Origin of the sequence: Candidatus Allofournierella excrementigallinarum (genome assembly GCF_944388085.1) — a bacterium.
Lineage (GTDB): Bacteria > Bacillota > Clostridia > Oscillospirales > Ruminococcaceae > Allofournierella_A > Allofournierella_A excrementigallinarum.
The window spans coordinates 1-14,078 of record NZ_CALXHK010000050.1; the positions used below are offsets into that span (position 1 = coordinate 1).

The 14,078-nt window shown below is 60.7% G+C and carries 13 protein-coding genes and 1 riboswitch; of the genes, 10 read left to right on the plus strand and 3 right to left on the minus strand.

The window, feature by feature from the left end:
* Positions 1 to 357 precede the first annotated feature (357 nt).
* Positions 358 to 585 carry a hypothetical protein gene (locus tag ACH2AT_RS08975; protein ID WP_298733047.1) on the plus strand — a complete coding sequence of 76 codons (228 nt, stop codon included), beginning with the start codon at positions 358 to 360 and terminating at the stop codon, positions 583 to 585.
* 660 nt (positions 586 to 1,245) lie between these two features.
* Here ACH2AT_RS08975 and ACH2AT_RS08980 read toward each other — a convergent pair.
* Positions 1,246 to 1,731, minus strand: coding sequence for a hypothetical protein (locus ACH2AT_RS08980; RefSeq protein ID WP_394965353.1), 486 nt, complete (start codon positions 1,729 to 1,731; stop codon positions 1,246 to 1,248).
* Positions 1,732 to 1,935: 204 nt separating this feature from the next.
* On the opposite strand from ACH2AT_RS08980, the gene ACH2AT_RS08985 reads away from it, so the two are divergent.
* Positions 1,936 to 2,628: an L-2-amino-thiazoline-4-carboxylic acid hydrolase gene (locus tag ACH2AT_RS08985; protein ID WP_394965372.1), complete on the plus strand. Its 693-nt coding sequence runs from the start codon at positions 1,936 to 1,938 to the stop codon at positions 2,626 to 2,628.
* Positions 2,629 to 2,631: 3 nt separating this feature from the next.
* On the opposite strand, the gene ACH2AT_RS08990 is transcribed toward ACH2AT_RS08985, so the two are convergent.
* Positions 2,632 to 3,000: a hypothetical protein gene (locus tag ACH2AT_RS08990; RefSeq protein ID WP_394965355.1), complete on the minus strand. Its 369-nt coding sequence runs from the start codon at positions 2,998 to 3,000 to the stop codon at positions 2,632 to 2,634.
* A gap of 41 nt (positions 3,001 to 3,041) precedes the next feature.
* Positions 3,042 to 3,497: a hypothetical protein gene (locus ACH2AT_RS08995; RefSeq protein ID WP_394965357.1), complete on the minus strand. Its 456-nt coding sequence runs from the start codon at positions 3,495 to 3,497 to the stop codon at positions 3,042 to 3,044.
* 328 nt (positions 3,498 to 3,825) lie between these two features.
* Between ACH2AT_RS08995 and ACH2AT_RS09000 the strand changes: the two genes are divergently transcribed.
* The 8 genes from ACH2AT_RS09000 to ACH2AT_RS09035 form a co-directional block, all read left to right on the plus strand.
* A complete protein-coding gene (locus ACH2AT_RS09000; RefSeq protein ID WP_394965359.1) occupies positions 3,826 to 4,278 on the plus strand; it encodes a MarR family winged helix-turn-helix transcriptional regulator in 453 nt (150 codons plus the stop codon).
* Between the two features lie 23 nt (positions 4,279 to 4,301).
* Complete coding sequence (locus ACH2AT_RS09005; protein ID WP_394965361.1) at positions 4,302 to 5,507, plus strand: linear amide C-N hydrolase; 1,206 nt, start codon at positions 4,302 to 4,304, stop codon at positions 5,505 to 5,507.
* A 16-nt stretch (positions 5,508 to 5,523) separates the two neighbouring features.
* Positions 5,524 to 7,581: an FAD-dependent oxidoreductase gene (locus ACH2AT_RS09010; protein ID WP_394965363.1), complete on the plus strand. Its 2,058-nt coding sequence runs from the start codon at positions 5,524 to 5,526 to the stop codon at positions 7,579 to 7,581.
* 13 nt (positions 7,582 to 7,594) lie between these two features.
* Positions 7,595 to 8,875: an aconitase X gene (locus ACH2AT_RS09015; RefSeq protein WP_394965364.1), complete on the plus strand. Its 1,281-nt coding sequence runs from the start codon at positions 7,595 to 7,597 to the stop codon at positions 8,873 to 8,875.
* Positions 8,872 to 9,327, plus strand: a complete 456-nt coding sequence (locus ACH2AT_RS09020; protein WP_394965365.1) for an aconitase X swivel domain-containing protein — start codon at positions 8,872 to 8,874, stop codon at positions 9,325 to 9,327. Before ACH2AT_RS09015 ends, ACH2AT_RS09020 begins: the two co-directional genes overlap by 4 nt.
* 329 nt (positions 9,328 to 9,656) lie before the next feature.
* On the plus strand, positions 9,657 to 11,486 hold the full coding sequence (locus ACH2AT_RS09025; protein WP_394965367.1) for an ABC transporter ATP-binding protein: 1,830 nt from the start codon (positions 9,657 to 9,659) through the stop codon (positions 11,484 to 11,486).
* On the plus strand, positions 11,476 to 13,293 hold the full coding sequence (locus ACH2AT_RS09030; RefSeq protein WP_394965369.1) for an ABC transporter ATP-binding protein: 1,818 nt from the start codon (positions 11,476 to 11,478) through the stop codon (positions 13,291 to 13,293). The genes ACH2AT_RS09025 and ACH2AT_RS09030 overlap by 11 nt, the downstream gene beginning before the upstream one ends.
* A gap of 238 nt (positions 13,294 to 13,531) precedes the next feature.
* A riboswitch (cyclic di-GMP riboswitch) is annotated at positions 13,532 to 13,606 on the plus strand.
* 86 nt (positions 13,607 to 13,692) lie between these two features.
* Positions 13,693 to 14,078 (plus strand): hypothetical protein (locus ACH2AT_RS09035; protein ID WP_394965371.1); only part of this gene is annotated, 386 nt, incomplete at its 3' end.

Here is a 14,078-nt window from a genome sequence, read left to right on the forward strand (position 1 = left end):
TGATTAGTACGAGTGCTCCACCGCCTTCTTCTGACTAGTATCCGGTCACTACTGCCGTGATCTCATATTCATATACTATGATTACCAAAGAGACCTTTTGTGCGGCGTTGGGCCAGATTATGGAGCAACGGGAGATCGACGAGAAGGTCGGCGCGGCGCTCGAATCTGTAGGTGACGGTCACTTTGTATTTGGATGTAAGAACCGATACCTGACTGCGCTCCTTCTAGTTTTGAAAGAGGCTGTCAACGACCAGTATGATTACATCGACTGGTGGCTATATGATGCCTCTCCAGACTATAAGGTCTGGACTGAGGATGGGACAAAAGAATGGTGCCTGAAGGAGCCAGGAGCCCTATATGACTTCATTGTGGCCGGCACCTGAAAAGAAGGTGAAAAATAATATGGATCAAGCGGAAACCCTGCGGCAACTCCTGAAAGAAATCGAGGAACTGCTGGAACGTAACATAAACGAAGACGGCGAGTGCCAATTCAGTTATCTCAAGGAAAAGATTGTACTTGAGATGGCCAAGGAAATAATCACAGACGGAGTTCCCGACCCTCCGATGTGCTTTACATCTTGCTGAATGAAGAACATCATAGATGGGAAAGGATGATTGCGAATATCGGATGAAGTGCTGAAGCAAGTGGTCTTTGATTCGGGCGATTGGGCCTCGATGCGTGAATTGTGTAAGAATCACGAGCAGTACCCTGTACCGCTCCTTGGGAAAACATCAATCGGAGAGGATATCATTATTGAGGTTCTGTCCGATCGTATCATTACGGAAGTCTACCAAGAAAACGGTTGGGTGCGAAAAAACTTCTATTACCCTGAAGAATGTACTACCGAAGAACTCTTCCAAGGGAAGTGGAAGCAGAGTCAGCAGCCCAGCAAAAAAAGGGCTCGTGGAGAACGATAACTTGAAGTAAAAGTGTTGTGTTTTCTCCTTGTGCATGCTATAATCTAGATGAAAAGAATAGGTATTTTGGCAGAGGATCTGGCCGGAGGATGCCTGGTAACAGTTGATTACTCCAAAAAGGCCGGTTTTCCAAGAATTGCCAAATGTATCTATTCTGTTAACCCATGCCATGATAGGTTGACAGATCCCGAATGGAATCTGTCAACTTTTTATGTCCCAAAACAATAAAAAGCCGCGGGATTTCCTGCGGCTTTTTGCTTTATGATCAAAGATCTCGAAAGACTATCTCATTGCTATATTCCGGAATGGCGGCATCTTCAATGAAGCCTAAGAGATCAAACCGTGAGCGGGATCTGCAATACGATCATTGTAATAACCGCCAGAATCCAAGGAAGGAAGAAGACCGGCAATTTGATCAATCCCAGCGGAACATCCCAGTGGTATTCGTCCATTGAAAACAGCCGTTTTGGGCTGTTGACGTAATAGAGATAAATCACCCGAGGCGGGCGGTTGGGATAATGAAAATAAGCGCGGTACACCTTTTTCATCAAGGGAATATTCGTACTTGGCATACCAATCGTATTTCCCTGCATCACCGGAAGGGTGCTGGTCCAGAATGAATGCCTTGATGATGTGCCCGCGCTTTCGGGCAAGGTCCCGCTTGTACTCACGCCCCAGACGGTAGCTCACTTTATTGAACAACGGGATGCTGAAACAGTAGCTGAAAATAAGCACTGCAAACACAGCCGCCCATTTTGCCCAGTTCACCGGATCGTCCGTGAACAGTTTGACAAATTCCTCCCGATAGTCCATCCTGAAACCTCTTTTCCTCTTTTTTGGGCTATACATTCAATGATGGCGTTCTTCTTTTTCTGAGGGCCTAACAGATTTAAGAACGATCATTTGTTTGAACGCTATATCGTTTGTGTTCGTCCATGCTAACAAGGCCCGGCTCGGACAGATCGGGTTTTTCCTGCTTTGATTTAGAAAAAGGACAAAAGAAATAAATCGGTGGAAATGATCCTGAAATCTGTTAAAATCTATTTTGAAGACGATTTTTGCCAAAGGGGGGCCGTCATGTCCTGGGGGGAAAAGTTTTTCAAAAGAAATCGTGATTATAAACCACTCTACAGGTATTTAAAGAAACTTGTGGGGACCGAAGAAACGAAACGTCTGTTTTTCCGGGCCGGGGAAGAACTGGATGCTCTAATGAAGCGCTTCCCCGATATTCCAAAAGGAGAGCGCAATCACACCGACAATTATATTTTTCCGCGAGTTGCCATTTACCGTGTTTTGAAAAGGAAGTTTGGTGATGAAGCGATAAAAATGATAGACGATGTGGTGGATGTCCAAGGCGGAAAAATGGGGAGTTTTTTAAGGATGTTCACCTCATTGCCCTTTGCGGAAAAGTTGTTTTTGAGAATATTCGTTGTAGTGGCAGAAAATATGTTCGGAGAGCAAAATGGATTTGCACTAAAAATGCATGTGTCATCCCCGGATACGGTAAAGTTTGATATCCTTGACTGCACATATTGCAGATACTGCAAAAAATGCGGGTGTCCCGAGCTGATACATACTTTTTGTGATTCGGACGAATATTGCTTTGGGAATTTGTCAAAAATAACTTTTATAAGGACACAAACTCTTGAACACGGAGAAAAATGTGACTTCACACTCGCTGCAAAGCACAGCGGAGCACGAAAAATATGAACCTCAGCCGGTGATGCGGCCGCGCCGCAAAAACATCTTTTTCGGCAGGCCATGCCAACAGAAACCGTGTAAACAGACCGTTTGCACGGTTTTTTTCTGTTGCGAAAAAGAAGCGTGTAAAAATTTTTGGCAGGTTTTTGGCAAGAACAGATCAACCTGCGATGGCAGCGCACTCTTTTGAAGCGGGGGGCCGCGCATAATGCCGGAGGCTTCTTTTTTGCCGCTACAAATCAAATGTGCATCGTGCTTTTCATGTGTGCCCTGATATGGAAAGTGGCGGCGCAGAGGAACACCCGCACCGCCGCCCCGCGGGGCAGCGGGCGGAATGACCGTGGGGTGGCCGGTACAGCAGAAACTGCGCCGCAGAGCCAAAGATAAAAGCCTCCCACAGAGGCGGGAGGCTTTGGAGCCAGTCATTTCACGCCGAGCAGGTACGCTGCCGCCGCGCCCACAAGGATGGGGAACAGAAGGAAGAAAACCTGAGCGAGCCCGCTTCGCTTTTCCTTGCCGCGGAACGCTCTGCCGGGATCATCCAGATAATACAGCTGGATCTGCACCGGCGGGACGGCGCGCTCCAGGTATTTGTACTGGTAGTGTTTCCCGGAAACCTCATAGGCATAGGTGGCGTGGTACTGCGAGGTGGTTTTCTCATCGGGCGTGACGCCGTCGTCCCAGTATTTGATCCGCTTGGCCGTCACCACATGGCCCAAGGCCATCGCCTTCTCCACCCGCCTGCTATGGGGCGGATGAGCATGGGACCACCGCACCTCCAGGATAAAGAGGATCACAGCAACGGCGATGCCGGCTACTGCGCCAGGCTGGAGCACGGACGTTCCGAACTCTTTCATCAGTGCGATCACTTCCGTCATAGGATCTCCGCCCCCTGTTCTGCACAGTCTGTATGAAAATCATAGCACAACGGCGGCGGGGAGACAAGGCGTTTGATTGGCCGTACCAGAGTTTCTTAAGAGGACTAACTTTCTGGAAATAGCTGCGGTTGGGTGCGGCCGGGTGCGGCCTGAACGGATCGAAAGCCGTCAATGACCGCAAGGTGCGCCGCCGCCGCGTTTTTGCCCCCTTTTCTGCATCCAGCCTTTGGGGCAAAAGGCTGCAAAAAAAGTTGACAATTCAACATTATGAGGTTATACTGTGAAAGTTGCATTTTCAATTTCTTTGGAACAGGAGGGGAGGATCCTCATGGTGGAGCGGTTTGAACGGTTTTCGGTGGCCATCGCGGAGATCAACCGCTGCTGGCACAAGCTGGCGGGGGAGGAGATGAGGGCCTACGGCCTGAAGGGAGCCCACGCCACCTATCTGGTCATCATCGGGCGGTACCCGGAGGGGATCACAGTGCCGGAGCTGTGCGAACAGTGCGCGAAAGACAAGTCCGACGCCTCCCGCATGCTGGCCATTCTGGAAGAGAAGGGCCTGGTGCGCAAGGAGGGCCCCCACAAGAGCGGCTACGGCGGCACCATCCACCTCACCGAGGCGGGCCGGCAGGCGGCGGAGCACGTGCGCCGGCGGGCGGGCCGGGCGGTGGAGGTTGCCGGCAAGGACCTGACCGACGCCCAGCGGGAAACCTTTTACGGCGCGCTGGACTCCATTATCGGCAACCTCCGGGTGCTCACCAAAGAAGGCATCCCTGAATAAGCAAGCAAAGAGAGGAATCGGATATGAAAGTGAGAAAGATATTGCTCACCCTGCTGGCGGCGCTGGCCGCGCTGGTGGTGCTGGCGGCGGCGGGCGTCTGGGCCATGTGGCACAACGAGCTGGGGACCCTGTTCAGCATTGAGATGCTGCGGGAGAGCAACGGCGAACACCAGGACGGCGCGGTGTACGCCATGCAGGTGAAAGGCGGCTTTTACCTGGATGAATTTGTGGAGCAGGGCGGCGTGAAGAGCGACGATGAACTCATCGCTTTCGTCACCGGCAACATCACCCGGGGCCTTTTGAACATCGGCATCAGCGCCCCGGAGATCGGCTGCTCCTCCTTCACCGCGGCCACAAAGGAGGGCGACGCCCTCTTTGCCCGCAACTATGACCTGTCCAAGACCAACACCATGCTGGTGTTCACCGAGGGCGGCGAGGGCCGGCACGCCACCATCTCCACGGTGGACCTGAAATTCCTGGGCATCGACGTGGACCGGGGCCTGGAGAGCCTGATGGACCGCATCACTTGCCTGGCCGCCCCCTATGCCCCGCTGGACGGCGTGAACGACGCGGGCGTGAGCTGCGGCATCTACATGACCTACCAGGGCGGCGAGGCCACGGTGGCCACCGACCAGAACACCGGCAAGCCGGACTTCACGTCCACCACCCTGCTGCGCCTGATCCTGGACTATGCCGACAGTGTGGAGGAGGCGGTGGAGATCGCCTCCTCCTATGACCTGCACGACTCGGCCCAGACCTCCTACCACTACATGGTGGCAGACTCCACCGGCCGCAGCGCCGTGCTGGAGTGGACGGCGGGCACCGACGCCACCGACAACGACGGAGCCGCCCGCACCCTGAAGGTCGTTTACAACGATGATGACAGCCGCATCGGCCCCCGGGAGGCGTCCAGCGACTGGCAGGTGGTGACCAACTTCGTGCTCCAGCCGGGCTATTACGACGGCTGCCCTGAAGAGGACAAGAAGGGCGCTGACCGCTACGACCGCCTCTATGAAGAGCTGGGCAAGACCAATGGCGTGGTGGCCGACGAAGCCGCCGCCATGAGCATCCTGGCCTCGGTGGGCCGCCGCGGCTGGGACAATGACGACAAAAACAGCCTGACGGTGCACAGCGCCGTTTACAACCTGACGGACAAGAGCCTGCTGTGGGTGAGCAATGAGAACTACGGCGACGAAAGCGCCACCTTCACCTTCTCGCTGGGCCGCTGAAAAAGGAGGCAAAGGCATGAACGAACGCTACGAAGCCCTGTTCACCCCCTGGAAGATCGGCAATGTGGAGATAAAAAACCGCATCGTCCTGTGCCCCATGGGCGGCACCTCCCTCTTTGGCTGGATGGAGCCCAACCATTTTGACAAGGAGGCCGCCAACTTCTTTCTGGAGCGGGCGAAGAACAATGTGGGCCTCATCATCCCCGGCATCGCCCCCATCCGGGACACCCTGGGCGGGCGCTGGCTCTACCAGAACAAGAAGATGTTCCGCCAGCTGAAGGGCTTCATGGAAGAGATCCACGCCACCGGCGCGAAGCTGTTCGTGCAGCTCACCGCGGGCATGGGCCGCGCCTGGGGCATCTCCGACGAGGTGCTGCCCCTCCACAAAAACCCGGTGCTCAAAGTACTGGCAAAACCCATCCTGGACACCGACTATCAGCTGGCCAGCCCCAGCCCGCTGCCCTCCCGCTGGGCCGAGGGGGTCACCTGCCCTGAGATGACCCTGGCCCAGATCGAGGAAATTATTGAGGCCTTTGCCAAAACGGCGGCCCTTTGCAAGGAGGCCGGGGTGGACGGCGTGGAGGTGCACGCGGTGCACGAGGGCTATCTGCTGGACCAGTTCGCTTTGAAGTACACCAACCACCGCACCGACAACTACGGCGGCAGCTTTGAAAACCGCTACCGCTTTGCCGTGGACATCGTCAAGGCCATCAAGAGCGTCTGCGGCCAGGACTATCCCGTGTCCATCCGTTACAGCGCCGTCTCCAAGGTGAAGGACTTCTGCTACGGCGCGATGCCCGGCGAGGAGTATGAGGAAATCGGCCGCGACCTGGAGGAAGGCCGTCTGGCCGCCAAGTACCTGCAGGACGCGGGCTATGACATGCTGGACGCGGACAACGGCACCTATGACTCCTGGTACTGGTCCCACCCGCCCATGTACATGCCGCTGAACTGCAACCTGGAGGACGTGGCCGCCATCCGCGAGGCGGTGGACATCCCGGTGGTCTGCGCCGGCCGCATGGAGCCGGAGGACGCCGCCCGGGCCATCGAGGCGGGCCGCATCGACGCCATGGGCGTGGCCCGGCAGTTTCTGGCGGACGGCGCGTGGGTCACAAAGCTGCTGGAGGACCGGCTGGAGGAGGTGCGCCCCTGCATCTGCTGCCACAACGGCTGCTTCAATCTTTCCCACTTCAAGGGCCACGCCAACGCCCAGTCCCTGCCGGACACCCGGGGCATGGCCCGCTGCGCGCTGGACCCCCGCACCATGCAGTCCCGCAAATACCGCATCCAGCCCGCCGCCCGCCCCAGGAAGATCGCGGTCATCGGCGGCGGCATCGGCGGCATGGAGACCGCGCTGGTCTGCGCCAAGCGGGGCCACAGCGTCACCCTCTATGAAAAGAGCGGCCAGCTGGGCGGCGTGTTCAACGCCGCCGCCGCCCCTGCCTTCAAGGAGAAGGACCGCCGGCTGCTGGCCTGGTACGCCCGGGAGGTGGCCAACTGCCCCGGCCTGACCGTGCGCATGAACACCGAGGTGAAGGACATCGCCTCCCTGAACGCCGACGAGGTGGTGGTGGCCACCGGCTCTGTGCCGGTGCAGCTGCCGGTGCCCGGCGCAGACAAGGCGGTGGAGGCGGTGGACTACCTGCTGGGCCGCAAGAGCGTGGGTCAGAAGGTGGTCATCGTGGGCGGCGGCCTCACCGGCTGCGAGATCGCCTATGACCTCTGCCTCCAGGGCAAGGAGCCGGTCATCGTGGAGATGAAGGACGACCTCATCGCCGTGGCCGGCGTGTGCCTTGCCAACGCCAGCTACCTGCGGGACTTCTTGCGCACCAACAAGGTGCCGGTGCATCTGGAGAGCACCGTGGCCGAAATTCGGGAAAACGGCGTGACCGTCACCGGCAAAAACGGCGAAACGCAGGACATCCCGGCGGATTCCGTCATCCTGTCGGCGGGCTACCGCCCCGCGCCGCTGGCGGCCAAAGGCCGGCACGTGCACATCGTGGGCGACGCCGCCAGGGTGGGCAACCTGCGCACCGTCATCTGGCGCGCCTGGGACGTGGCCATGAAGCTGTGAGGGAGGAACAACCATGAAACTGACACAGGAACAGCAGGCCCTTTTGAACGGCGAAAAGGGCCAGACCATGGCCAAGGTGATGAAGACCCTGGTCATGTACGGCGAAATTTTCGGGGCCGAGAAGATGGTGCCGGTCACCAGCCGCTACAACCATCTGGTCACCTCCTTCGGCCTCAAGGCCCTGGGCCCGGTCTACGACCTGATGGACCAGCTCATCGCCGCGGGGGCGGTGTCCGGCCAGAAGTTCTCGGCGGACCCCCGGCCCCTGGACCCCAAGGTGCCCGCGAACTTTTTGCAGAACCTGGTCTTTAAGAAATTCATGTACAGCAAGCAGGGCTTCTACGAGGGCCAGCTGAAGGCCCTGGGCCTGAAGGACGACGACGCCTTCAGCTGCGCCTGCTACCTGGACGAACAGGGCAACCGCCCCCAGCAGGGCGAGGTGCTCAGCTGGGCCGAATCTTCGGCGGTGGTCTATGCCAACTCGGTGCTGGGGGCCCGGTGCAACCGCAACTCCGGCATCATGGACCTGATGGGTTCCATCGCCGGCTTCGTGCCTTACTTCGGCCTGCTCACCGACGAGGGCCGCAGGGCCTCCTGGGTGGTGAAGGTGGAAACCACCGAGAAGCCCGAGGCCCAGCTGCTGGGCTCCGCCATCGGCATGAAGGTGATGGAGGACGTGCCCTACGTGGCGGGCCTGGACCGCTGGCTGGGCAACGAGCTGAACGAGGCCGCCTGCGCCTACCTGAAGGACTTCGGCGCGGCCGCCGCCTCCAACGGCGCGGTGGGCCTCTACCACATCGAGGGCCTCACCCCCGAGGCAAAGCAGCAGGGCAAAGACCTCATCGCCGCCGGCGCGAAGGAGTACGTCATCGACGACGCCGAACTGCGCCGGGTGAAGGAGAGCTACCCCCTGGTGTGGAAAAACCCCGGCGCGAAGCCAAAGCTCTGCTTCGTGGGCTGCCCCCACCTGAGCTTGCAGCAGCTGAAGGGCTGGACGGACGCGCTGGAACAGGGCCTCAAGGCGGCGGGCCGCAAAAAGCTGGCGGTGCCCACCGTGTTCACCACCGCCCCCGGCGTGAAAAAGGCCTTTGAGGCCACGGAGTACGCCGCCCGCTTTGCGGCCACCGGGGCCATCCTCTCCTGCATCTGCCCGCTGATGTACATGAACAACCCCCTGTGCGGGCCCATGCCGGTGATCACCTGCTCCAACAAGCTGCGCACCTACACCACCGCCCGCTACTACACCGAGGCGGAGATCCTGGACATCATCACGAAAGGAGCGGCAGGCAAATGAAAGAATTCCACGGACGCGTGGTGGCTCCCGGCTGCGTGAGCGCACCCGCCCTCGTCTCCCACGGGGGGCTGAACACCCTGGCCTCCTTCCAGAAGGCCCTGCAGTTCGGCGACAAGGCCGCCACCTGCGGCGACCAGAACAACCCCGACCTCTACGGCAAGCCCATGGCGGGCAAGGCCCTGTGCCTGCCCCAGACCATCGGCTCCACCACCGGCGGGCTGGTGCTCTACTGCGCCTGCTCCATGGACCGCCAGCCGGCCTGTTTGCTGTTCTCCAACCCCATCGACTCGCTGGCCGCCGCCGGCTCGGTGCTGGCCGCCGTCTGGCTGGAGAATGTGCAGATGCCGGTCATCGACTGCCTGGGCGAGGAGTTTCTGAACTTTGTGCAGGACGGCATGACCATCACCGTGAAGGAAGACGGCACGGTGCAGGTGGGCGGGCCCGCTTCCTGAGGGCGAAAAACCGTTATTTTGCCGGGAAGCAGCGCCTAAAATTTGGCAAACCGCCGAAATCCGCCGCCCCCGGCCCGGCGGGTCCGGGCCTCTCTTGACAAGCAACTCCCGGCAGGGTATAGTGGACCTTGCAGCACAACGCATTCACACGAAAGGAGGCGGGCAGAATGACCGAAAAGCGTTCCAGCAAACATGGGATGAAAAGCCGGGAAAAACTGTCCGCGCCTTCGCCCTGCCCTGCGTGAGGGGCGGGTTTTTGCAGGATGAGCGCAACGCCCCCGGCCTTTGTGCCGGGGGCGCTTTTTCTTTGGGAAAAGGGAGGGAATGGTTTGAAACAAACGAAACGGGCGCTCATCTGGCGCTTTTTGCGGCCGTATCTGTGGCTCTTCGCCCTCACGCTGGCGTTTTCCATGGGCAACACGGTGTTCTCTTCGCTCACGCCCCAGGTGGTGCGGGTGGCGGTGGACTCCATCCTGGGCGGGGAGCCGCTGCCTAAGATCGTGACGGCCCTGGCGCCCCCGGCGCTGCTGGCCGCCGGGCCCATGACCCAGCTGCTGGCGGCGGCGGGCTTTCTTCTGGCGGTGGCGGTGCTGGCGGGCCTTTGCACCTACGGCAGCCGCATGGGCGCGGCAAACGCCTCCGAGAACTTTGTCAAGTCCCTGCGGGACGAACTCTACCGCCACATCCAGCGGCTGCCCTACGCCTGGCATGTGCGCCACAGCACCGGCGAGATCATCCAGCGCTGCACCTCCGACGTGGAGGTGGTGCGCAACTTCGTCACCAACCAGCTGCTGGAGGTGTTCCGGGTCGTCTTTCTGGTGGGCTTCTCGCTGGCGGTGATGCTGTCGATGAACGGCAGGATGACCCTCATTGCGGCGGGCTTTCTGCCGGTCATCCTGCTCTACTCGGTTCTTTTCTATTCAAAGATCGCCAGGCGCTTTCTGACGGCGGACGAGGCCGAGGGCGAACTGTCCGCCGCGGTGCAGGAGAACCTGGCGGGCGTGCGGGTGGTGCGCGCCTTCGGCCGGGAGGCCTTCGAGGTGGAGCGCTTTGACAAAAAGAACGAGCGGTTCGCCTCGCTGTGGATCCGCCTGGGGCGGCTGCTCAGCGCTTACTGGGGCGTGGGCGACTTCATCACCGGCCTGCAGATCCTCACCGTCATCTCGGTGGGCGTGGTGCAGACGGTGGGCGGGGCCATCACCCTGGGCGAGTTTCTGGCCTTCGTGTCCTACAACCAGTCGCTGGTCTGGCCGGTGCGCGGCCTCGGGCGCATCCTCTCGGAGATGAGCAAGGCGGGCGTGTCCATCGAGCGGCTGGCCTACATCCTGGATTCCCGGCCGGAGCAGGAGCCGGCAAACGCCCAGACCCCGCCCATGGACAGGGACATCGTGTTCGAGCATGTCTCCTTTGCCTACGGCGGTCAGCCGGTGCTGCGGGACGTGACCTTCACCATCCCCGCCGGCAGGACCTTTGCGGTGCTGGGGGCCACGGGCAGCGGCAAATCCACCATGATGCACCTGCTGGACCGGCTCTACGACCTGCCGCCGGGATGCGGGCGCATCACCGTGGGCGGGGTGGACATTCAGGACATCAGCCTCCCTTACCTGCGGCGGAACATCGGCATCGTGCTGCAGGAGCCCTTCCTCTTTTCCCGCACCATCCGGGAGAACATCGCCGCGGTGCGCCCCGGCGCCTCCATGGAGGAGGTGCGCCGCCACGCCGGCACGGCCCACGTGGACGAGGCCATCCTGGACTTTGCCGACGGCTACGACACCGTGGTGGGCGAGCGGGGCGTGACCCTCTCGGGCGGGCAGAAGCAGCGGGTGGCCATTGCGCGCACCCTGATGCAGGACGCGCCCATCCTCATCTTCGACGACTCCCTCTCCGCCGTGGACGCCGAGACCGACGCCCAAATACGCGCCTCGCTCCATCAGGCCAAGGGCGCGGCCACGGTCATCCTCATCTCCCACCGCATCACCACCCTCATGCAGGCGGACCTCATCCTGGTGCTGCAGGAGGGAAGGGTGGCGGAGCTGGGCAGCCACGAGGAACTGATGGCGAAAAACGGCCTTTACCACGAAATTTACGGCCTGCAGATGACCGGGGAGGACCGGGACCTGCTGTTTTCGGAGGAAGGAGGGGAGAGCCATGGGGTTTGACGAGCAGGAATACACAAAGTCCTTCGACATCCGCTCCTGGAAAAAGCTGCTGCCCTTTCTGCGGCCCTACCGCGGCCTGGTGGCCGTGGTGCTGGCGCTGAACGTCTTTTGCGCCGTCATCGACATCGCCCTGCCGCTGTTCCAGCGGTACGCCATCGACGAATTCATCGAAACGGGGGATGTGTCCGGCCTGCCGGGCTTCGCCCTTTTCTACGGCTGCGTCATCGGCCTGCAGGCGCTGGCGGTCATCCTGTTCACCCGGCGGTCCATGCGCATCGAGATGCAGCTGGGCCGCGACATGAAGCGCGCCTGCTTCGTGCACCTGCAGACCCTCTCCCTTTCCTATTATAATGTCACCCCCGTGGGCTATCTGCTCTCCCGCATCATGAGCGACACCAACCGCATCGCCGCCATCACCGCCTGGAACATGGTGGACGTTCTGTGGGCCGTGTTATACGTGCTGGGCGTGTTTGCCATCATGTTCGCGCTGGACCCCGGCCTCGCGGCGGCGGTCATCCTCATCGTGCCGGTGATGGCGCTGCTCACCGCCTGGTTCCAGGACCGTATCCTGCGCTGGAACCGTCGGGTGCGCAAGATGAACTCCCGCATCACCAGCGCCTACAACGAGGGCATCATGGGCGCGCGCACCTCCAAGACCCTGGTCATCGAGGAACAGAACAGCCGCGAGTTTGAGGCGGTGACCCAGGACATGCGCCTGTCGTCGGTGCGGGCGGCGCGGCTCTCGGCGGTCTACATCCCGCTGGTGATGTTTTTCAGCTCGCTGACCACGGCCATCGTGCTGGCCCGGGGCGGCGCGCTGGCGCTGGAGCACTTGATGCTCATCGGAACGCTGTCGGCCTTCACCTCCTACGCGGTGGGCATCTTCGAGCCCATCCAGCAGATCGCCCGCAACATCGCGGACATCCTGGCCCTGCAGGCGAACATCGAGCGGGTGATGGGCCTGCTGGAGCAGCAGCCCCTCATCACCGACACGCCCGAAGTTATCAAAAAATACGGCACCGTCTTTGCGCCCCGGCGGGAGAACTGGGAGCCCATCCGGGGCGACATCGAGTTCCGGGACGTCTCCTTCCGCTACCCGGACGGCAGCGAGGACGTGCTGTCCCACTTCAACTTGAAGATACCCGCCGGCTCCACCATCGCCATCGTGGGTGAGACGGGCGCGGGCAAAAGCACCCTGGTCAACCTTGCCTGCCGCTTTTTCGAGCCCACCTCCGGCCAGGTGCTCATCGACGGAAAGGACTACCGCCAGCGCAGCCAGCTCTGGCTGCACAGCAGCATCGGCTATGTGCTGCAAAGCCCGCATCTGTTCTCCGGCACGGTGATGGAGAACATCCGCTACGGCCGGCTAAACGCCACGGACGAGGAGGTCATCGCGGCGGCGAAGGCCGTCTCGGCGGACCAGGTGGCTATGAAGCTGGATAAGGGCTACGCCAGCGACGTGGGCGAGGGGGGCGACCGCCTTTCCACCGGCGAAAAACAGCTCATCTCCTTCGCCCGGGCCGTTCTGGCGGACCCGCGCATCTTCGTGCTGGACGAGGCCACCAGCTCCATCGACACCAAGACCGAACGCCTCATCCAGGAGGCGACGGAGCTTCTGCTCAAGGGCCGCACCTCCTTCCTCATCGCTCACCGGCTGTCCACCATCCGCAGCGCCGACCTCATCCTGGTGGTGCGGGACGGCGTGATCGTGGAACAGGGCGCCCACGACGAGCTCATCCGCAAGAAAGGCTATTACCGCGAGCTCTACCGCCGGCAGTTCGAGCAGGAGCGGATGCAGGCGCTGTGAGAGCCAAAGCGCCCGCCGGCGCCCGTTTTCAAAGCAAAAGGTCCCCCGAAGGCGGCGCGCCCTCGGGGAGATCCTTTTTCTGCCGCGCCGCCCGTGCGCGGCAGAAAAATACCCGCAGAAACAGGCGCTTTGCACGAAAAAATAAAAATTTTTCCTGGACACCGCTTTTTCGACCGATTTGTGACCGGGGAATGTTACAATGAGAACAGCAAAAGAGTCATCCCGCAAAAAAACGGCAATGCCCGAAAGGCAAAACCGGCGAACGCCGGCGGCGCAAAACGAAAGGGCGTGAAAACGGCAGCCAGCTACCGATGCACAAGGGATCGCAATTCGGCGGCTGACTGTTTTGCTTTCCCATCTTGGGGAGAAAGCGGATATTGATTCGGAAAGGTGCGCATCATGAACGAATTTTGGCACAAAGTCCGCCGCGCCGCCAGCATTGCGCTGGTGGTGGCGCTGGCTGTGTCCGTAATACCGTTTGGCATATTTGCGGACGGCGGTGTGGAGGCGGCAGCGCAGGCGCCCGCTTCCATCAGCGCCGGCGTGGACGCCGGGGCGGCATCCGACAGGACGGACGATGAGGCAGGCCTCCCCGCAACGCCTGTTCCCGAGGAGGAGACCCCCGCGACGCCCGTCCCCGGGGAGGAGGCCCCTGCAACGCCCGTCCCCGAGGAGGAGGCCCCTGCGACGCCCGTTCCCGAGGAGGCCCCCGCGACACCCGTTCCCGAGGAGGAGGCCCCCGCGACGCCCGTCCCCGAGGAGGAGGCCCCTGCGACGCCCGTCCC

Bases quoted from the DNA above. Each gene is read 5' to 3' on its own strand.
- ACH2AT_RS08975 (WP_298733047.1), top strand. From the start codon at position 358: ATGACTTCATTGTGGCCGGCACCTGAAAAGAAGGTGAAAAATAATATG.
- ACH2AT_RS08980 (WP_394965353.1), bottom strand. From the start codon at position 1,731: ATGGACTATCGGGAGGAATTTGTCAAACTGTTCACGGACGATCCGGTG.
- ACH2AT_RS08985 (WP_394965372.1), top strand. From the start codon at position 1,936: ATGATCCTGAAATCTGTTAAAATCTATTTTGAAGACGATTTTTGCCAA.
- ACH2AT_RS08995 (WP_394965357.1), bottom strand. From the start codon at position 3,497: ATGACGGAAGTGATCGCACTGATGAAAGAGTTCGGAACGTCCGTGCTC.
- ACH2AT_RS09000 (WP_394965359.1), top strand. From the start codon at position 3,826: ATGGTGGAGCGGTTTGAACGGTTTTCGGTGGCCATCGCGGAGATCAAC.
- ACH2AT_RS09005 (WP_394965361.1), top strand. From the start codon at position 4,302: ATGAAAGTGAGAAAGATATTGCTCACCCTGCTGGCGGCGCTGGCCGCG.
- ACH2AT_RS09010 (WP_394965363.1), top strand. From the start codon at position 5,524: ATGAACGAACGCTACGAAGCCCTGTTCACCCCCTGGAAGATCGGCAAT.
- ACH2AT_RS09015 (WP_394965364.1), top strand. From the start codon at position 7,595: ATGAAACTGACACAGGAACAGCAGGCCCTTTTGAACGGCGAAAAGGGC.
- ACH2AT_RS09020 (WP_394965365.1), top strand. From the start codon at position 8,872: ATGAAAGAATTCCACGGACGCGTGGTGGCTCCCGGCTGCGTGAGCGCA.
- ACH2AT_RS09030 (WP_394965369.1), top strand. From the start codon at position 11,476: ATGGGGTTTGACGAGCAGGAATACACAAAGTCCTTCGACATCCGCTCC.